The sequence below is a fragment of the Pseudomonas sp. GW821-FHT03E01 genome, from assembly GCF_059420765.1.
The window spans coordinates 161,692-179,224 of the sequence record NZ_JBWKUI010000013.1; the positions used below are offsets into that span (position 1 = coordinate 161,692).

Sequence of the window (17,533 nt, forward strand, 5' to 3'; positions counted from 1 at the left end):
CCGCGCCTCTTCATAACTCATTTGGAGGCACCTTGGTGCCAGGGAAAGGCCCGTTGGGTCAGGTGCTTGAGGCCCCAGTCCATCAGCCAGGCGAGCAGGGTGATCCACGCCACGTAGGGCAGAATCACGTCCATCGCCAAGTAGCGGCGCACCAGGAAGATCCGGTAACCCAAACCGTCCGTGGAGGCGATGGCTTCGGCGGCGATCAAAAACAACCACGCCGAGCCGAGCATCAGTCGCAACGAGATCAGCAGGCGCGGCAGCAATTGCGGCAGCACCACGCGCAGCATCAGAGTCCAGGTTGAAGCACCGAGGGTCTGCGCCTTGATCAGCAATTCCAGCGGAATTTCCCGGGCGCGCTGTTCCAGATCACGGGCCAGGCATGGGGTGATGCCGATCACGATCAGCATCACTTTCGACAACTCCCCCAACCCGAACACGATGAACAGAATCGGCAGGATCGCCAGCGGCGGCACCATCGACAGCACCGTCAGCACGGGCGACAACGGCGCACCAAACAGCGGCAGCGTACCGGCGGCGATGCCCAGGCACAGCCCGGCCAGCGCACTGATGCCGAGGCCGATGGCCAACCGCCGCACGCTGGAGGCGGTGTCTTGCCAGAGCAGGTATTCACCAGTGCGGGCGTCGGCGGTGAAGGCCAGGCGTTTCACCGCGTCGGTCATCTGCACGGCACTGGGCAGCAGTTTGTCGTTGGGGTTGTCCATCAGCCGTTCGGCCGAGCCCATGAAGTAGGCGAACAGCACCAGGGCGAACGGCAGGATCACCAACAGCAGGCGACTCGGGCGATCCGGGTGGCGATTGATCAGGCGCATGGCCAGCTCCTCCTGTCTTACAGCTTGGCGTCGGCGGCCATCTGCACGTAAGTCGGGTCGAAGCGCAGCTTGAGGTTGCCTTTATCGCCGCTGGTCACGCCATTGGCGAAGGCCATGCCGATGGCGCTGGTGTCCTTGGCGCCTTCACCCAGCAAGCCGTGCTGGAACGAGAACTCGGCGACCTTGCGCATGGTGTCGGGCAGTTGCTTGCTGGTGGAGAACGCCAGGGCTTCTTTGGGCGTGGCGAACAGTTTGGTGGTGTCTAGTTGCGCCTGGAAACCGGCCAGGTCGGTGCCCGAAGCTTTGGCCATGTGTTCGAGGGCGGCCTGGCTGGTGGCGTTTTTCGCGTTCATCAACGCGACCACTTCGAACCAGGCGCCGGTCAGGGCTTTGCCCAGGGCCGGGTTGTCTTTGAGGGTGGCGCTGTTGACCACCATCATGTCCATGATTTCGCCGGGGATCTGGCTGGAATTGAACACTTCAGTCACCGCAGGCTTGGCCTTGATGTCCGAGAGCATCGGGTTCCAGGTGGTGACAGCGTTGACCTGCTCGGTGTTGAAGGCGGCGGAGATGTCGGCGTCGGAGGTGTTGACCACTTTCAGGTCCTTCTCGGTGAGGTCTACCGAATCCAGAGCACGGGCCAATAGATAGTGGGACACGGACAGCTCCACCAGATTGACGTCCATGCCTTTGAGGTCAGCGACTTTCTTGCCTTCGCCTTTGAGCACGATGCCGTCGTTGCCGTTGGAGAAGTCGCTGACGATCAGCGCCGTACTGTCGACGCCACCGGCAGCCGGAATGGTCAGCGCGTCCATGTTGGTCATGGTGCAGCCGTCGAACTGGCCGGCGGTGTATTGGTTGATGGATTCGACGTAGTCGTTGAGCTGCACCACATCAATCTTGATGCCGTACTTTTTCGCCCATTTGTCGACGATGCCTTGGCTGCCGGCATATTCCCAAGGCATCCAGCCGGCATAAATCGTCCAGCAGACGCTGAAATGGTCTTTCTGTGCGGCGTGGGACGAGACGCTCACGAGGGCTGCAAAAGCAGCGGCGAGCAGGGCGGGTAAACGAAGTCGGGACATGGGATGGTTCTCCAGTTGATCAAGGGCGGACAGGAAGGCAGCGGCACCGCGAACGGTGGCTTGTCTCCCGGGCTTTTGTCCCGCCGTGTAACCTCAACTGGAGGTCGCCAACTCTCGGACCAGTCACTCGCGATTGCGAGCCGGAACCCTAGTCAGCCATTGCAAATTGTGGTGCCGCGAACCTGTGATGACTCCTGCACGTCTTTGGTTAAGCGAGAGCCGTGCCAAGTCGGCTTGAGCGCTCTGGCTGGGGGCATGGAAGGGAGGGCGAGACAACCAGGGGAGGGCGCTTTGCCTTGTCATGGTGCGCAGCGCATGGGTATGCACCGTAGAAGGACAGCTAGCCGCTGATCTGAAGGTCGATGCGATCAGGCACTCGGTGCCTGTTTTAAAGTCAAAACAGGTGTGACTCGACTGCCGTTGCAGGTCTTTCAGGAGGCCTCCATGTTCTGTCAGAAAAAGCTCCGCCAAATACTGCTCAGTGTGTTTTTTGGTTTGGGTCTGTCCGGGTGTTACTACTATGTAGGGGGCGCCGATGTTTATCCGGCACCTTATTACTACCCCGGCTATTACTACTCACCTTACTACTACGGCGGCCCACGCTTTTACGGGGGTTATCGTTACTACTATTTCAGTGGGCCTCGCTATTACCATGGTGATCACGATCGCGGGCATCGCTAAACGGCTCATGAGCACAACGGCGCCTGCGGCTTACGCAGGCGCCGTTTTCTTTTGCGCAGGATGAAAAACCTTTCATCGGCTACTTGTATCGGCGTGTTACAGAAACGCACCAGATCCCGATTTCACTGTCTGATCTTTCGACAGTCGCCGAACAATTGACTGTCGCCTGCCAGCGTCGCTGGTGTGGCTCACTCGCGGTCCAGGAGGCCGCCATGCTCTGTCGAAAACAGCTCCGCCATATTCTGCTGATCGTTCTATCGGGATTGTTTCTTGGTGCGTGCGTGCCCTATTCCGATGGCGACAGCTACTACCGCTCGGATGTCTACACGTCCCCAGCGCCGTATTACTCCGATGGTGGTTACTACACAGCTCCGCGCAGGTATTACTCGCCGCCTGCACGGTATTACCAGCCATCGCCACGTTATTACTACCAGCCGCGGGTTTATCAACCGGCACCGCGCTATTACGACTACCGCGGCAACCAGAGTCGCGGATGGGACCGTCATGACCGCGGTGGTTGGGATGGTCGTCGCGACGGTTGGGATGGTCGTAGTCGCGGCAACTGGAACGACGATTCCCGGGGCCACAGTGGACGGGATCACCATGGCGGAAGAGGCGATCATGGCGATAACGATGGCCGAGGCGGCCGTCGCTAACTCCTCAATAGAAAGCGGCGCATGAAGCGCCGCTTTTTTGTGCCCGGATTTCAGTATTCCGACAGATCGGCCAACGGATGCCGACCTTCCCAGACCTTGTGAAAATGCGCTTCCACCGCCGCCTCCGGCACCGTGTTGATATCCGGCCAGTGCCAGTGAGGTTTCTGGTCCTTGTCGATCAACCGCGCGCGCACGCCCTCGCTGAATTCCGGATGACGGCAGCAATTGAGGCTCATGGTGTATTCCATCTGAAAGACTTGAGCCAGCGACAGGTGCCGGGCGCGGGCGATCTGTTCCCACACCAGATGAGCGGTCAGGGGCGAGCCTTCAATCATGGTGCAGGCCGCACGACTGAGTAGCGGGTCTTTATGAACGCGTAGCGCACTGATGGCCTTCCAGGCACAACGAACGTCGCTGACATCCAGCAACTCGTCGATCTGCTGGCGTCGCGGCAGCCACTGCGCTTCGGGCATTTTTACGAGCGCTTCTTGTTGCAAGGCCTTGAGCAGACTGTTGAGCTGCATGGCGGTCTGTTCCTGCCAGTTCAATTGCAGCAAACCTTCGATCAGCTCCGGCTGTTGTTGATCGAGCAAAAAGCGGTCCGCGAGGTCCAGATCGATTGCATCGCGACCGTTCATCCGGGCGCCGGTCAAGCCGAGAAACAACCCGAGCTTGCCGGGCAGCCGCGACAGAAACCAGCTGGCGCCGACGTCCGGGTACAAACCGATACTGATCTCCGGCATCGCCAGTCGGCTGCTCGGCGTGACAACCCGAATGCCCGCCCCTTGCAGCAGCCCCATGCCGCCACCCAACACGTAACCATGACCCCAGCAGATCAACGGTTTCGGGTAGGTGTGCAACTTGAAGTCGAGGCGATATTCTGCCGCGAAGAAGTGCGCAGCCAGGGGCGGTACTTCCCCGGGATGGGCGCGACACGCTTCCACCAGACTGCGCACTTCACCGCCGGCGCAAAAGGCCTTGTCGCCATTGCCGCGCAGCAGTACACAAACGATCTGTGGTTCCTTGGCCCAGGCGTCCAGTTGATCGCGCAAGGCGTTGATCATCGGCAAGGAGAGGGCGTTGAGGGACTTTTCGGCATCCAGGCTGGCGATGCCGATGCGTGCGCCGTCGGTGCCGGTGAGTTCTTCGAAGTGCAGATTCATCATGACCTCGATCGGGAATTTGAGCGTTCAGTATGATCGCTCTATAGGAAAATGCCGGATCTGCGTCAGATCAATTGACAAGCGTGATGGGCTTTCCTAGGGTTCGCCCCATTGTTTTTGCCGGATGTAACCATGACTGCTGACGACCGTATCAAACTCGAACCGAGCTGGAAGGAGGCCCTCCGTGCCGAATTCGACCAGCCTTACATGGCAGAGTTGCGCACTTTCCTGCAACAGGAACGCGCGGCGGGCAAGGAGATCTATCCGCCGGGACCGTTGATTTTCAATGCGCTCAATTCCACGCCGCTGGACAAGGTCAAGGTGGTCATCCTCGGGCAGGATCCATACCACGGCCCGGGTCAGGCCCATGGGCTGTGCTTCTCGGTGCAACCGGGTGTACCGGCGCCGCCGTCGCTGGTGAACATCTATAAAGAGTTGAAACGCGACCTGAACATCGACATCCCCAACCATGGCTACCTGCAGAGTTGGGCAGAGCAGGGCGTGTTGATGCTCAATACCACCATGACCGTGGAGCGGGCGAATGCCAACGCCCACGCGGGCAAGGGCTGGCAGCACTTTACCGACCGGATTATCGAAGTGGTCAGCGAGCACCAGCCGCATCTGGTGTTTTTGCTGTGGGGCGCGCATGCCCAGAGCAAGCAGAAACTCATCGACGCCACCAAGCATTTGGTATTGACGTCGGTTCACCCGTCACCGCTGTCCGCTTATCGCGGCTTCCTCGGGTGCGGGCATTTCAGTCGGGCGAACAAGTTTCTGGAACAGAATGGCGAGACGCCGATCGAGTGGCGGTTGCCGCCGGTGTGAAGAGTGTGAAGAGTGTGGCGAGGGGGCTCATATCAGACGGAATCCGGCTCCCGGTTCCAATACCTGAACAACGGCTCTGCCAAAAACAACACGAACAACAGCCGCATCACCTGCATCGCCGTCACCAGCGGTACCGATAGTTGCAGGGTTTCAGCCGTCAAACTCATCTCGGCAATCCCGCCGGGCATCATGCCCAGCGTCAGCGAACGCAGATCCAGATGGGTCAATACACTCAACCCCAGTGCCGCCAGCGTGGCGATCAACATGGTCAAGACCGTGCCGATCAGGGTCCGGCCCATGAAGGACGGTGCCCGTCGGAAGAACTGTCGATTGAAGTGGCAGCCCAACCCGCTGCCGATCAGCCACTGGCCGATCTGACTGCCGCCGTTGGGCAAGCCGATGTGCAGGTCCCAACCAATGCTCACTGCCGCACTCACCAGCAACGGCCCGAACAGCCAGGGGTTGGGTTGCCGCAGGCGCTCCCAGATCCAGGCGGCCAGGGCGCCCGCCGGGAACAGAAGGGCCAGCCACCACCAGTTGACGGTCGCTGCATGCAAGGCCGGCGCACCGTCGCCCAACAGATACTTGAACGCCGCTGGCACACACAGCACCACCACCAGCACCCGCAAGCTTTGTCCCGCCGCGACACGGCTGAGCACCGCGCCATTGCGGGCGCCGAGGTTGACCATCTCCCCGGAGCCACCGGGCATGCTGGAAAAGAACGCCGTGGCGCGATCTTCGCCGGTACGCCGCATCAACCAGACCCCGACCACCGCGGACAGGCTGGTGACCAACGCACCGAAGAAGATCAGACCGAAGTGGCTCAGCACCTGCTCCATCACCACCGGGGTGAAGTGCAGGCCGATGCCGATGCCGACAACCCACTGGCCGCACTTGCGCCCGCCAGGGATTTCCGCCAGTTGCCAGGGTGTCAGGCAGCGCACGAGGATGATCGCCAGTAACGAGCCGACCATCCACGGCAGTGGCCAGCCGATCTGGCTGGCGAGGTAACCGCCCAGCAGACCGACCAGCGGTGTACCCCACCAGGCTTTGAAGGGTGTTCGATCAGGCATCGGCGATAGCGCGCCGGGCGACCGAACGTTTGCGCCAGATGCGCAGCAGCGGCATCAGCAACATGATGGCAGTCAGCACCCAGCAACCGAACGTGATCGGGCTCGACCAGAGGATTTCCAGTGCACCGTTGGAAATCGACAGCGCGCGACGCAGGTTCTGTTCCATCAGACCACCGAGGATGAAGCCCAGCAGTACCGGCGACAACGGGAAGTCCAGCTTGCGCAGGATGTAGCCGAAGATGCCGATGCCGATCATCAGGAACAGGTCGAAGGTGGTGGCGTGTACGGCGTAGACGCCGATCCCGGTGATGATCGCGATCACCGGCACCAGTGCCCAGTTCGGCACGGCGAGGATGCGGGTGAAGATGCGGATCATCGGGATGTTGAGGATCACCAGCATCACGTTGGCGACGAACAACGACGCGATCAGGCCCCAGACGATGTCTGGCTGCTGCTGGAATAACAGCGGGCCCGGGGTGATGTTGTACAGCGACAGTGCGCCGATCATCACCGCCGTGGTCCCCGAGCCCGGAACACCGAGGGTCAGCATCGGCACCAGGGCACCGCAGGCTGCGCCACCGATGGCGGTTTCCGGAGCCGCGAGGCCACGCATGTCGCCTTGGCCGAAAGTGCCCTTGGCGCCGGCGATACGTTTCTCGGTCATGTAGGCCACCGCGCTGGCCAGCGTCGCGCCGGCACCCGGCAATACGCCCATGATGAAGCCCAGCAAACCGCAACGGACGTTTACAACGAACACCGCCGAGGCTTCCTTGAAGTTGAACATCATGCGCCCGGTGGCTTTCACCGCTTCCTGGCCACGGTGGGTTTTTTCCAGCAGCAAGAGGATTTCGCTGATGGAGAACAGGCCCAATACCAGCACGACGAACTGAATGCCGTCTGTCAGATGAATGTTATCCCCGGTGAAGCGGTATACGCCGCTGTTGGCATCGATGCCGACGCTCGACAGAAACAGACCGATCAGCGCTGCAATGAAGGTCTTCAGCGGTCGGTCGCCGGCCATGCCGCCGAGACAGACAATCGCAAACACCATCAGCACGAAATACTCCGCCGGCCCGAAGGCAATCGCCCATTTCGCCAGCAACGGGGCGAACAGCACCATGCCACAAGTCGCGATGAAGGCACCGATGAACGAACTCCACGCCGACAGCGACAGCGCTACACCGGCCAGACCCTTGCGGGCCATCGGGTAACCGTCGAGGGTGGTCATGACGGTGGAGGCTTCGCCCGGAATGTTCAGCAGGATGGAGCTGATCCGGCCGCCGTATTCGCAACCCAGGTACACCGCCGCCAGCAGGATCAACGCCGACTCCGGTGGCAGGCCGAGGGCGAACGCGATCGGAATCAGCAACGCCACGCCGTTGATCGGCCCCAGCCCCGGCAGCAGCCCGACGACGGTGCCGATCAAGGTGCCGCACAGTGCGGTCACCAGGTTGTACGGGCTCAGCGCAACGCCGAAGCCCTGACCCAAATAGCCAAGAGTATCCATATCAGTTCTCCAGAACGTCGAGCACGCCCAACGGCAGTGGCACGTCCATCAACTTGTCGAACAGCAGATAAAGACCGATGGCCATCAGGCTGATGATCACCGCGCTGGGCAGCCAGCGGCCGCCATACAGGCGTGCCATCGGGACCCCGATCAGAATGCTGGCGACGATGAAACCAAGGGGTTCGAAGGCCCCGGCGAACACCAGCAACAGCGCCACGCAGATGCCGATCTTGATCAGGGTTTCGCGGTCCAGTTTTGGGTCGTCATCGCTGTGCACGATCGGCGCCGGCCGAAACACCATGTACAGCAAAGCCAGGCCCATCAGGCCGAGCATCAGCAGGGGGAAGGCGCGAGGCCCGACCGGTTCGTAGGAAAAAGCCGCTTGATACGGCCACGCCATCAGCGCCAGGCCGACACAGGCCAGCAACAGCACCGAAGCAAAAATGCGTTGTATGAGCATGGGGAACTCCTGGGCCACGACCCCGAGAACCGGGGCCGCAGCCGCTAGACAGAGGCGATCACTGGATCAGGCCGAACTCTTTGGCCAGCACTTTGTAGTCCGCGACCTGCTTCTTCACGTAGGTGTCGAGCTCCGGGCCGGTCATGGCGAACGGGAACAGTTCACGCTGATCGCGCAGCTTGGCGAAATCCTCGGAGGCCAGCAGTTTGTCGAAGGCGTTTTTCCACCAGGCGTAGTCTTCGTCGCTGACTTTTGGCCCGAGGTAGAAGCCGCGAACCACCGGCCAGACGATGTTGTAGCCTTGCTCTTTAGCGGTCGGAATGTCTTTCATTTCCGGCTCGTCCAGACGCTTCTCGGAGAACACCGCCAGCAGACGCATGTCACCGCTCAGGATGTGTGGCATGGAGTCGGAGATGTCGGTGCTGCCAACCTGGATGTGGCCGCCGAGCAGGGCGGTGGCGATTTCACCGCCGCCTTCGAGGGCGACGTAACGCAGGTCGCGCGGGTTGATCCCGGCCGCTTTGGCGATCAGGGCGGTTTGCATCCAGTCCTGGCTGCCGACGGTGCCGCCGGAACCGATCACCACCGAGCTTGGGTCTTTCTTCAGGGCTTTGACCAGATCGTCCAGGGTCTTGTAAGGCGAATCGCTTTTCACCGCGATGGCGCCATAACTGGTGCCAACCGCCGCCAACCAGCGCACGGCGCTTTCATCGAAACGCCCGAATTTGCCTTGCGCCAGGTTCAGCAGCGAACCGCTGGACCAGGCCACCAGCGTACCGGCATCGGCCGGGCGCTGAGCGACCACAGCGTTGTACGCCACCGCGCCGACACCGCCGGGCATGTAGGTCACGCGCATCGGTTTGGTCAGCAGTTTTTCGTTGACCAGCGCGCTTTGCGCCAGTTTGCAGGTGAGGTCGAAACCACCGCCCGGCGAGGCTGGGGCGATGCATTCCGGGCGTTTGGGTTCGGCCAGCAATTGGCCGGCGAACAGCATGATGCCGGTGGCCAGAGCAACTTTACGCAGTGATAGGTTCATTCAAGTCTCCTTAAGAGTTTTTGTTATGGACGTACTGAATTACCAAAGGGCAACGCTATAGCTCACCAGCAGACGCACTTCATCGGCATCGCGAGCGGAGTAGTTGGAACGGTAGGTGGCATTGCGCAGGCGTACGGCAACGTCCTTGAGGGCGCCGCTTTGTACGACGTATTTGATCTCGGTGTTGCGTTCCCACTCTTTGCCTTCATCACCGTTCTTGAGCTTGATGTTGTCGCCGCTCACGTAACGGCTCATGAAGCTCAGGCCGGGAACGCCGAGTTTGGCGAAATCATAGTCGTAACGTGCCTGCCAGGAGTGTTCTTCGGCGCCGGCAAAGTCATTGATCTGCACGAAGTTGACCAGGTACGGATCGCTGCCATCGACGTAGGGGAAGGCGCTGTCACCGGACATGCGCTGATAGCCGGCGCTGAGTTTATGCCCGCTCAAGGCGTAGCTCACCAGCCCGTTCAGGGATTTGTTGTCGATCTTGCCGCCACGGGCCGCGCCCTCATCGTCACTGATGGCAAACCGCAGGTCGGTACCGAAAGTGCCGGGGCCGAACGGTTGCGAAGCGACAACACCGAGGAAGTGCTGGTTGTAGACTTCATCGAGTTGAGCGAAGTGGTAGCTGCCGGTGATCTTGTCGGTGAACTTGTAGTCCACGCCGCCAAAGTCAAAATGCTTGCCTGCCACGGTGCCGGCGAAGCGGCTGTTCTTGTTGTTGAGGGCGATGTCTTCGAAGTCGGTGCTGTCGCGGTCCTTGGCTTTCTCCAGACGCCCGCCGGTGAAGGTCAGGTTCTTGATCTCTTTGGAGGTCAGCATCCCGCCTTCAAAGGTCTGCGGCAGAATGCGGCCGTCGTTGGGCTTGAGGATCGGCAGTTCCGGAATCAGGCTGCCGATTTTCAGTTCCGTGGCGGAGATCTTCACTTTGCCGGTCAGGCCGAGCTTGGAATACTCGTTCGCCGCGCGCCCGTCGTCATGGGTTGGCAGCAGGCCGGTACCGGTGCGGTCCGGACTCGAATCGAGTTTTACCCCCAGCATGCCCAGCGCATCGACACCAAACCCCACGGTGCCGTCGGTGTAACCCGATTGCAGATTGAGCATGAACCCCTGGGCCCATTCGTCCCGCTTGGATTGCTGGGCGCTGGTGCCATCGCGAAAGTCGCGGTTGAAATACATGTTGCGGGTTTCGAAGGTTGCCTTACTGTCTTCGAAGAAGGCAGCCTGGCTCAACGGCGAAAAGCCGGCGAGGGCGGCGGCACTGACAAGGGCGGTGTGGTTGAGGCGGGAAAAACGAACAGGCGGGCGAGCCTGAAGCTGCATGGACAGCATGGTGACATACTCCGTTTATTATTCTTATTGGCGAAAACGCTTCGGGGCGTTTTTCGTATCGCTATGTGCTCTGACTACGGCAGTGAAAGCTGTCCGTAGCGGGACTCTAACCGGCCAACCTTTCGCTAACCTTTCAGCTGACTTTCACGGTTTTCGGGCTTCACAGCGACGGATGCGGCTGTAAACTCCGCGCCAAAGAATGGCGTCGACCATCCCTGAATGAGGTAAAGATCCATGCGTGTTCTGCTCGTCGAAGACCATCTGCAGCTTGCCGAAAGTGTCGCCCAGGCGCTCAAGAGCACCGGGCTGACCGTGGATGTGCTGCACGACGGTGTGGCGGCCGACCTGGCCTTGAGCAGCGAGGAATACGCCATGGCGATCCTCGATGTCGGCCTGCCGCGCATGGACGGTTTCGAAGTGCTGGCGCGCTTGCGGGCCCGGGGCAAGAACCTGCCGGTGCTGATGCTGACCGCCCGCAGCGACGTCAAGGACCGGGTCCATGGCCTGAACCTGGGGGCTGACGATTACCTGGCCAAACCTTTCGAACTGACCGAACTCGAAGCCCGGGTCAAAGCCTTGCTGCGCCGCAGTGTGCTCGGCGGTGAACGCCAGCAACGCTGTGGCGTGCTGGCTTACGATCTGGACACCCGGCGCTTCACCCTCGGCGAAGAATTGCTGACCCTGACCTCCCGCGAGCAGGCAGTGCTCGAAGCCCTGATCGCCCGTCCCGGCCGGGTGATGAGCAAGGAGCAATTGGCGGCTCAGGTCTTCGGCCTGGATGAGGAGGCCAGTCCCGATGCCATCGAGATCTACGTCCACCGCTTGCGCAAAAAACTCGACGGCCAACCGGTGGCCATCGTGACCTTCCGTGGCCTTGGCTATTTGCTGGAAAGCCGCGATGCATAAGCTCAGCAGCCTGCGTTGGCGGTTGCTGTGGAACCTCGCGCTGCTGCTGGTGGTGTTGATGCTCGCCAGTGGTTTGAGTGCGTACTGGAACGGTCGCGAAGCCGCCGACACCGCGTATGACCGGACCTTGCTGGCCTCGGCGCGGACCATCGCCGCCGGCCTGTCCCAGCGCGACGGCAGCCTCAGCGCCAACGTGCCTTACGTGGCCCTCGACACGTTCGCCTACGACAGCGCCGGGCGGATTTTTTACCTGGTCAACGACATCAATCAGAAGCTGATTTCGGGCTACGAAAACCTGCCGCCACCACCACCGGGAACGCCGCGCACCGATGACTATCCGGCGCTGGCGCGTTTCTACAATGCTACCTATCAAGGGCAGAACGTGCGGGTGGTCAGCCTGCTCAAAGCGGTCAGCGAACCGAACATGAACGGCATGGCGGAAATCCGCGTGGCGGAAACCGATGAGGCGCGGGTCCGTATGGCGCGCAGCCTGATGGCCGACACCTTGTTGCGGCTGGGCATGCTGGCGATCGGTGCGTTGTTGCTGGTGTGGTTTGCGGTCAGTGCGGCGCTGCGTCCACTGGAGCGCTTGCGTACCGCGGTGGAAGAGCGTCAACCCGATGACTTGCGCCCCTTGCCGCTGGTGGAAGTGCAGCACGAGCTGGGGCCGCTGGTGCGTGCGCTCAATCACTTTACCGAGCGGTTGCGCGGGCAGTTCGAGCGCCAGGCGCAATTCATCGCCGATGCCGCCCATGAACTGCGCACGCCGCTGGCGGCGCTCAAGGCTCGCCTCGAACTGGGCTTGCGCTCGAACGAACCCGAAATCTGGCGCAGCACCCTGGAAACGGCCGCCCAGGGTACGGATCGCCTGACCCATCTGGCCAATCAATTGCTCTCGCTGGCACGGGTCGAGAATGGCGCCCGGGCCATCGCCGAGGGCGGTGCGCAGTTGCTCGATCTCAGTCAATTGGCCCGTGAACTGGGCATGGCCATGGCGCCGCTGGCCCATGCACGTGGCGTGGCACTGGCGCTGGAAGCTGACGAGCCGGTGTGGATGCGTGGTGAGCCGACGCTGCTGAACGAGCTGTTGAGCAATCTGGTGGACAACGCACTGGCCCACACGCCACCGGGCGGCAATGTGATTCTGCGGGTCACGGCGCCGGCGGTGCTGGAGGTCGAGGACGATGGTCCGGGAATTCCCCTTGAAGAGCGGGAACGGGTGTTCGAGCGCTTTTACCGGCGCAACCAGCAGGTGGCTGGGTCGGGATTGGGGCTGGCGATTGTCGGCGAGATCTGCCGCGCCCATCTGGCGCAGATCAGCCTGCACGATGGCGAGTTGGCGGGGCTGAAAGTGCGGGTAAGTTTTATTGCGGGGGAGTGAACACACTCATACCTGCGGAGAGAGGCTTGTTGTGGCGAGGGAGCTTGCTCCCGTTGGGCAGCGAAGCGGCCCCAAGAAGGGACTGCTGCGCAGTCCAACGGGGGCAAGCCCCCTCGCCACAGAAATCAGTAAAACATCGACCGCGACTCTTCCAGATCCTTGCACATCGCTTCGTTCTCCGGATCGATCCCCAGCTTCTCGAAGGCAGGCACACTGACCGGGTCGATGCGAGCCAGAGGATGGTCGGTGTCCTTGTGGCAATACAGGCTGGCCACTTGCACCAGATCGACATAGTCGACCCGCGCCGATTGCCGCTTGAAATCCAGATACAGCCCCGGCAATTGCACCAGCATTTCCGGAAAATCCCAGACCCTGAGCAATTTATCGCCGAGCAGCGGATGGATGCGTTCGATCACATGGTTGAGGCTGACCGGGTCTGACAGCAATTCATAGTGATCTTCGGCGTAGGTCAGGATCGGCAGCACGCCAATCTGATGCACCAGCCCGCCGAGCGCCGCTTGATCAGGCTTGAGTTGTGTGTAGCTGCGGCACAACGCATAGCTGACGCCGGCGATTTCCAGGCTTTTGCGCCAGACCTCGCGCATTTTCTGTTCCACCACTTCGGAACGGGCATTGAAAATCTGTTCCATCACCAGGCCGATGGCCAGGTTGCTGCTGTAATTGACGCCCAGCCGGGTGATGGCCGTGTGCAAGTCAGTCACTTCCTGGGTCGCGCGCAGCAACGGGCTATTGACCACTTTGATCAGGCGCGCCGACAGCGCGGTGTCACGGCCGATCACTTTGCTCAGGGTGCTGACACTGATTTCCGGGTCTTCGGCGGCCTTGCGAATCTGCAGGGCCACTTCCGGTAATGTTGGCAGAACCAGGTCATCATTATCGATGGCCTCAACCAAATCCTGTTGGACCTTATCCGCCAGCTCACTCATTTCTTTTCTCTAGGGTATTGCGACAAGTGCTGCTGTTAACGCTGGATTTCGCGATCACGATCCAGTTGGTAAGGCAGGTCGAGCAAATGCAGGCCCGGACCTTCGAGTGCGCCAAGGTGCAGGTTGCCATCTTCTGCAGCTTCGGCTTGCAGCACGGCCAGGAGTTCAATGTTTTGCTCGGTGCGAGCAGCGATCACCACTTCACCGATCGAACTGCCGTGAGTCGGGGAGAACAGTGGCGTGCCGGGTTCAGGCAGTTCACTACCTTCCAGTTGCAAGCGATACAGACGACGCTTGAGTTTGCCCAGGTATTGCATGCGCGCAACGATTTCCTGGCCAGTGTAGCAACCCTTCTTGAAGCTCACGCCGCCGACGGCTTGCAGATTGAGCATCTGCGGGATGAACAGCTCGCGGGTGCTTGGCATGACCTGGCCGATCCCAGCGCGGATCTGGCCCAGCAGCCATTGATTCAGTTCGCCTTCGGCCAGCAGGGCGGACAGCTTGCCCTTGATGGTGTCGGCTTGATCGGCGTTCACCCAGAGTTCAGCGCGCTCAGGCGAGACGCGAAGGGCGATCAGGCCGTCATTGCGCACGACGCTGTCGGTGTCGACCGGTAGCGCCAGGCCCAGGCTGGCCAGTGCCGCATCGCCATGCTCAAGGCCAAAACGAACCCAGCCGGCACTTTCGTCGGTCAGTTTCGATTTGGAGAACACCGCGTACTTTTTCAGGTCCGCCAATTGCGGCTCCAGCAGCTCGCTGGCCATCGCCATGAGCACACCGTCGCCTTCCAGCAGAATGCGGAAACTCGACTGCATCCGGCCTTTCTGCGTGCAACGCGCGCCAAGGCTGGCCTGGGTTTCGCTCAGGTAATTGAGGTTGCAAGTCAATTGGCCTTGCAGGAATTTGCTGGCATCCGAGCCGCGTACCGCGAGAACGCCTTCGTGAGACAGGGTGCAGAAAAAAGCAGAATCGGCCATGGGTCATCGCAGGGTAAAGAGTCTGAGGGACATCATAAGGGGGCGCCCTTGAAATGGGTAGTTCACAAAGGATCGTCAGTGCCGACCAAAGCCGACTGTTCGGCTCGCCTCGGGGCTGTATACTTGCGGCCTATTTGAGGAGCGCTCCATGGTCGATAACGTTGAACTGAACCGCCTCTTTTGGCACAGCCGTCGCGGCATGCTGGAACTTGACGTGCTTCTGGTGCCGTTCGTGAAAGAGGTTTACGCGAATCTGAACGAGGTAGATCGCGCGCTGTATGTCCGCCTGCTGGAGTGCGAGGATCAGGACATGTTCGGCTGGTTCATGGAACGCGCCGAATCGGAAGATCCGGAGCTGCAGCGCATGGTTCGCATGATCCTGGATCGTGTCCAGCCCAAGTAACGCGTTCGAATGCCGCTGGCATGCCTCACGGCAGTTGCTGGCGGCCTATCTTCTCGCCCAGCTGTTCGCGTTGGGTTCGCTGTTTCTTCTCTCGATACCGCTCTGGGCCAACCTGCTCGGCGTAGCGTTGTGCGTGGCTCACAGCATTTGGGTATTGCCGCGACAGATTCTGCTGACACACCCACAGGCTTTTCGCGGCTTGCGTCGCGATGCCGATGGCTGGCAGTTGTGGAGTCAGGCGCAAGGTTGGCAACCCGTACAGCTACGGCCGGACAGCCTGGCGCTGCCGTTGGTTGTGGTGCTGCGCTTTCGCCTGCGGGGCGAGCGAGGTGTCAGGGCGATATGCGTGCCGCGGGATTCGCAGGCGGCGGATGTGCACCGACGCCTGCGGGTTCGGCTCAAGTTCAGTCGGCGTAGGTGGGCGGCACCAGAATAGTGTCCAGGGCGACCGGCAGCAGGTTCGGGTAGTCGAGGGTGTAATGCAGGCCGCGACTTTCCTTGCGTTCCATGGCCGACCGGATCATCAGGTCTGCTACCTGAGCCAGGTTCCTCAGCTCGATCAGGTCTCGGCTCACTTTATAGTTGCTGTAGAACTCGTCGATTTCGTCCAGCAATAACTGCACTCGGTGCTGGGCTCGTTGCAGGCGCTTGTTGGTGCGCACGATGCCCACATAGTCCCACATGAATCGCCGCAGTTCGTCCCAGTTGTGCGCGATGATCACGTCTTCGTCGGAGTCGGTGACCTGGCTGGCATCCCAGACGGGCAGGGCGGTCGGAATCGACACCTCTGGCAACTGCTCAAGAATGTCCGTCGCCGCCGAACGGGCATAAACGAAACATTCCAGCAGCGAGTTGCTGGCCATGCGGTTGGCGCCATGCAGGCCGGTGAAGCTGGTTTCACCAATCGCATACAGGCCCGGCACGTCGGTGCGACCCCGCTGATCGACCATCACGCCGCCGCAGGTGTAGTGCGCCGCCGGCACCACCGGAATCGGTTGTTTGGTGATGTCGATCGAGAATTCCAGGCAGCGTTCATAGACCGTCGGGAAGTGCGTCTTGATGAAGTCTTCAGGCTTGTGGCTGATGTCCAGGTAAACGCAGTCGATGCCCAGGCGCTTCATCTCATGGTCGATGGCGCGGGCGACGATGTCCCGTGGTGCCAGTTCGGCCCGTGGATCGAAGCGCTGCATGAAGCGTTCGCCGTTAGGCAGCTTCAAGTGTCCGCCTTCGCCGCGCAGGGCTTCGGTTATCAGGAAACTCTTGGCTTGCGGGTGATAAAGGCAGGTCGGGTGGAACTGGTTGAACTCCAGGTTCGCCACCCGGCAGCCCGAACGCCAGGCCATGGCGATGCCATCACCGCAGGCGCCATCAGGGTTGCTGGTATAGAGGTAGACCTTCGCCGCGCCGCCCGACGCAAGGATCACGAAGCGCGCACCGTAAGTGTCGACTTCACCCGTGCTGCGGTTGAGGACGTAGGCACCGAGGCAGCGGTCGCCTTCAAGGCCCAGGCGCTTTTCGGTGATCAGATCGATTGCGACCCGCTGTTCCAGCAGCTCGATGTTGGGCCGCTGTATGGCCTGGTCGAGCAGGGTTCTGAAGATCGCCGCACCTGTCGCATCGGCGGCGTGGATGATGCGTCGATGGCTGTGACCGCCTTCGCGGGTCAGGTGAAACTCGAAACCGCCGTCTTCGGTGCCGGACTGTTCGTCACGGGTAAAGGGTACGCCTTGGTCGATCAGCCATTGAATCGCTTCTCTGCTGTGCTCGACGGTAAAGCGCACGGCGTCTTCATGGCACAGGCCACCCCCGGCGTTGAGGGTATCGTCGACGTGGGACTCGACAGTATCGGTGTCATCCAGGACGGCGGCGACACCGCCCTGGGCCCAGAAGGTCGAGCCATTGGCGAGGTCGCCTTTGCTCAATACGGCGATGCGCAAATGACCGGGCAAGGTCAGCGCAAGACTCAAGCCGGCAGCACCGCTGCCAATTACCAGAACATCGTGTTGAAACTGTTGGCTCATTTCAGGATTCCGCTCAAAGCGACCCGGGTCGGGGGTGGCGCAAGACAGCTGGATCGGCGAGTCAGGACAGCCACACAGCCCACTAGTATATAGAGGGGGGGAGCGGCACAATAGCCGGGCCCACATGGCATTGTGAAACTACTGTGACGGAAAAGACTGGACTCTTCGTCGGAAGTTTTTTTGACTGTGTTGGCGACAAGGCGACTGTATCGTGGATTTAACAGTCTTTTTCGTTTCACGGTTGCAC

Annotated in this window: 18 protein-coding genes and 1 riboswitch; of the genes, 7 read left to right on the forward strand and 11 right to left on the reverse strand. The window is 60.8% G+C overall.

Annotated elements, in window-relative coordinates:
- Window positions 1-17 precede the first annotated feature (17 nt).
- Together AC07VO_RS22060 and AC07VO_RS22065 are read right to left on the reverse strand one after the other, a co-directional pair.
- Entirely contained in the window at window positions 18-833 is an 816-nt protein-coding gene (locus AC07VO_RS22060) for an ABC transporter permease (protein WP_064619757.1), read from the reverse strand.
- Window positions 834-850: 17 nt separating this feature from the next.
- Entirely contained in the window at window positions 851-1,918 is a 1,068-nt protein-coding gene (locus tag AC07VO_RS22065) for a putative urea ABC transporter substrate-binding protein (RefSeq protein WP_064619754.1), read from the reverse strand.
- Between the two features lie 62 nt (window positions 1,919-1,980).
- Window positions 1,981-2,081, reverse strand: a riboswitch (guanidine-I (ykkC/yxkD leader).
- Between the two features lie 281 nt (window positions 2,082-2,362).
- Here AC07VO_RS22065 and AC07VO_RS22070 point away from each other — a divergent pair.
- Together AC07VO_RS22070 and AC07VO_RS22075 are read left to right on the forward strand one after the other, a co-directional pair.
- Window positions 2,363-2,599 (forward strand): hypothetical protein, encoded by a 237-nt coding sequence (locus tag AC07VO_RS22070; protein ID WP_018926798.1) that lies wholly within the window; start codon window positions 2,363-2,365, stop codon window positions 2,597-2,599.
- 212 nt (window positions 2,600-2,811) lie between these two features.
- A complete protein-coding gene (locus AC07VO_RS22075) occupies window positions 2,812-3,255 on the forward strand; it encodes a hypothetical protein (RefSeq protein WP_082920899.1) in 444 nt (147 codons plus the stop codon).
- Between the two features lie 50 nt (window positions 3,256-3,305).
- On the opposite strand, the gene dspII is transcribed toward AC07VO_RS22075, so the two are convergent.
- A complete protein-coding gene (dspII, locus tag AC07VO_RS22080) occupies window positions 3,306-4,418 on the reverse strand; it encodes an enoyl-CoA hydratase/isomerase DspII (RefSeq protein WP_086944827.1) in 1,113 nt (370 codons plus the stop codon).
- Window positions 4,419-4,550: 132 nt separating this feature from the next.
- Here dspII and ung point away from each other — a divergent pair, with 132 nt between their 5' ends.
- Complete coding sequence (gene ung / locus AC07VO_RS22085; RefSeq protein WP_019580851.1) at window positions 4,551-5,243, forward strand: uracil-DNA glycosylase; 693 nt, start codon at window positions 4,551-4,553, stop codon at window positions 5,241-5,243.
- 32 nt (window positions 5,244-5,275) lie between these two features.
- Here the strand turns inward: ung and AC07VO_RS22090 are convergent, their stop codons facing one another.
- The 5 genes from AC07VO_RS22090 to AC07VO_RS22110 are packed head-to-tail and all read right to left on the reverse strand — an operon-like array spanning window position 5,276 to window position 10,651.
- The gene (locus AC07VO_RS22090; protein WP_018926794.1) at window positions 5,276-6,316 is read right to left on the reverse strand and encodes an AbrB family transcriptional regulator; all 1,041 of its coding nucleotides are present in this window, start codon (window positions 6,314-6,316) and stop codon (window positions 5,276-5,278) included.
- On the reverse strand, window positions 6,309-7,823 hold the full coding sequence (locus tag AC07VO_RS22095; RefSeq protein ID WP_064619745.1) for a tripartite tricarboxylate transporter permease: 1,515 nt from the start codon (window positions 7,821-7,823) through the stop codon (window positions 6,309-6,311). The genes AC07VO_RS22090 and AC07VO_RS22095 overlap by 8 nt, the downstream gene beginning before the upstream one ends.
- Before the next feature lies 1 nt (window position 7,824).
- A complete protein-coding gene (locus tag AC07VO_RS22100) occupies window positions 7,825-8,283 on the reverse strand; it encodes a tripartite tricarboxylate transporter TctB family protein (protein WP_018926792.1) in 459 nt (152 codons plus the stop codon).
- A gap of 58 nt (window positions 8,284-8,341) precedes the next feature.
- The gene (locus AC07VO_RS22105) at window positions 8,342-9,319 is read right to left on the reverse strand and encodes a Bug family tripartite tricarboxylate transporter substrate binding protein (protein WP_018926791.1); all 978 of its coding nucleotides are present in this window, start codon (window positions 9,317-9,319) and stop codon (window positions 8,342-8,344) included.
- A gap of 39 nt (window positions 9,320-9,358) precedes the next feature.
- A complete protein-coding gene (locus AC07VO_RS22110; protein ID WP_086944829.1) occupies window positions 9,359-10,651 on the reverse strand; it encodes an OprD family porin in 1,293 nt (430 codons plus the stop codon).
- Between the two features lie 234 nt (window positions 10,652-10,885).
- On the opposite strand from AC07VO_RS22110, the gene AC07VO_RS22115 reads away from it, so the two are divergent.
- Both AC07VO_RS22115 and AC07VO_RS22120 read left to right on the forward strand, forming a co-directional pair.
- Complete coding sequence (locus AC07VO_RS22115) at window positions 10,886-11,557, forward strand: response regulator (RefSeq protein WP_007941432.1); 672 nt, start codon at window positions 10,886-10,888, stop codon at window positions 11,555-11,557.
- Window positions 11,550-12,938: a sensor histidine kinase gene (locus AC07VO_RS22120; RefSeq protein WP_086944830.1), complete on the forward strand. Its 1,389-nt coding sequence runs from the start codon at window positions 11,550-11,552 to the stop codon at window positions 12,936-12,938. Before AC07VO_RS22115 ends, AC07VO_RS22120 begins: the two co-directional genes overlap by 8 nt.
- Window positions 12,939-13,063: 125 nt before the next feature.
- Here the strand turns inward: AC07VO_RS22120 and AC07VO_RS22125 are convergent, their stop codons facing one another.
- Window positions 13,064-13,885, reverse strand: a complete 822-nt coding sequence (locus AC07VO_RS22125; RefSeq protein ID WP_086944831.1) for an HDOD domain-containing protein — start codon at window positions 13,883-13,885, stop codon at window positions 13,064-13,066.
- Window positions 13,886-13,920: 35 nt separating this feature from the next.
- Entirely contained in the window at window positions 13,921-14,862 is a 942-nt protein-coding gene (gene ygfZ, locus AC07VO_RS22130; RefSeq protein ID WP_064619736.1) for a CAF17-like 4Fe-4S cluster assembly/insertion protein YgfZ, read from the reverse strand.
- A 148-nt stretch (window positions 14,863-15,010) separates the two neighbouring features.
- Between ygfZ and AC07VO_RS22135 the strand changes: the two genes are divergently transcribed.
- Both AC07VO_RS22135 and AC07VO_RS22140 read left to right on the forward strand, forming a co-directional pair.
- A complete protein-coding gene (locus AC07VO_RS22135; protein WP_007941436.1) occupies window positions 15,011-15,265 on the forward strand; it encodes an FAD assembly factor SdhE in 255 nt (84 codons plus the stop codon).
- Window positions 15,249-15,701, forward strand: a complete 453-nt coding sequence (locus tag AC07VO_RS22140) for a protein YgfX (protein WP_086944832.1) — start codon at window positions 15,249-15,251, stop codon at window positions 15,699-15,701. The genes AC07VO_RS22135 and AC07VO_RS22140 overlap by 17 nt, the downstream gene beginning before the upstream one ends.
- Here the strand turns inward: AC07VO_RS22140 and nadB are convergent.
- Window positions 15,670-17,286 (reverse strand): L-aspartate oxidase, encoded by a 1,617-nt coding sequence (gene nadB / locus AC07VO_RS22145; RefSeq protein WP_018926784.1) that lies wholly within the window; start codon window positions 17,284-17,286, stop codon window positions 15,670-15,672. The genes AC07VO_RS22140 and nadB overlap by 32 nt on opposite strands.
- Between the last annotated feature and the right edge of the window lie 247 nt (window positions 17,287-17,533).

Excerpts from the sequence above, each read along its gene's own strand:
- AC07VO_RS22060 (WP_064619757.1), bottom strand. The coding sequence starts at position 833 with ATGCGCCTGATCAATCGCCACCCGGATCGCCCGAGTCGCCTGCTGTTG.
- AC07VO_RS22065 (WP_064619754.1), bottom strand. The coding sequence starts at position 1,918 with ATGTCCCGACTTCGTTTACCCGCCCTGCTCGCCGCTGCTTTTGCAGCC.
- AC07VO_RS22070 (WP_018926798.1), top strand. The coding sequence starts at position 2,363 with ATGTTCTGTCAGAAAAAGCTCCGCCAAATACTGCTCAGTGTGTTTTTT.
- AC07VO_RS22075 (WP_082920899.1), top strand. The coding sequence starts at position 2,812 with ATGCTCTGTCGAAAACAGCTCCGCCATATTCTGCTGATCGTTCTATCG.
- dspII (WP_086944827.1), bottom strand. The coding sequence starts at position 4,418 with ATGAATCTGCACTTCGAAGAACTCACCGGCACCGACGGCGCACGCATC.
- ung (WP_019580851.1), top strand. The coding sequence starts at position 4,551 with ATGACTGCTGACGACCGTATCAAACTCGAACCGAGCTGGAAGGAGGCC.
- AC07VO_RS22090 (WP_018926794.1), bottom strand. The coding sequence starts at position 6,316 with ATGCCTGATCGAACACCCTTCAAAGCCTGGTGGGGTACACCGCTGGTC.
- AC07VO_RS22095 (WP_064619745.1), bottom strand. The coding sequence starts at position 7,823 with ATGGATACTCTTGGCTATTTGGGTCAGGGCTTCGGCGTTGCGCTGAGC.
- AC07VO_RS22100 (WP_018926792.1), bottom strand. The coding sequence starts at position 8,283 with ATGCTCATACAACGCATTTTTGCTTCGGTGCTGTTGCTGGCCTGTGTC.
- AC07VO_RS22105 (WP_018926791.1), bottom strand. The coding sequence starts at position 9,319 with ATGAACCTATCACTGCGTAAAGTTGCTCTGGCCACCGGCATCATGCTG.
- AC07VO_RS22110 (WP_086944829.1), bottom strand. The coding sequence starts at position 10,651 with ATGCTGTCCATGCAGCTTCAGGCTCGCCCGCCTGTTCGTTTTTCCCGC.
- AC07VO_RS22115 (WP_007941432.1), top strand. The coding sequence starts at position 10,886 with ATGCGTGTTCTGCTCGTCGAAGACCATCTGCAGCTTGCCGAAAGTGTC.
- AC07VO_RS22120 (WP_086944830.1), top strand. The coding sequence starts at position 11,550 with ATGCATAAGCTCAGCAGCCTGCGTTGGCGGTTGCTGTGGAACCTCGCG.
- AC07VO_RS22125 (WP_086944831.1), bottom strand. The coding sequence starts at position 13,885 with ATGAGTGAGCTGGCGGATAAGGTCCAACAGGATTTGGTTGAGGCCATC.
- ygfZ (WP_064619736.1), bottom strand. The coding sequence starts at position 14,862 with ATGGCCGATTCTGCTTTTTTCTGCACCCTGTCTCACGAAGGCGTTCTC.
- AC07VO_RS22135 (WP_007941436.1), top strand. The coding sequence starts at position 15,011 with ATGGTCGATAACGTTGAACTGAACCGCCTCTTTTGGCACAGCCGTCGC.
- nadB (WP_018926784.1), bottom strand. The coding sequence starts at position 17,286 with ATGAGCCAACAGTTTCAACACGATGTTCTGGTAATTGGCAGCGGTGCT.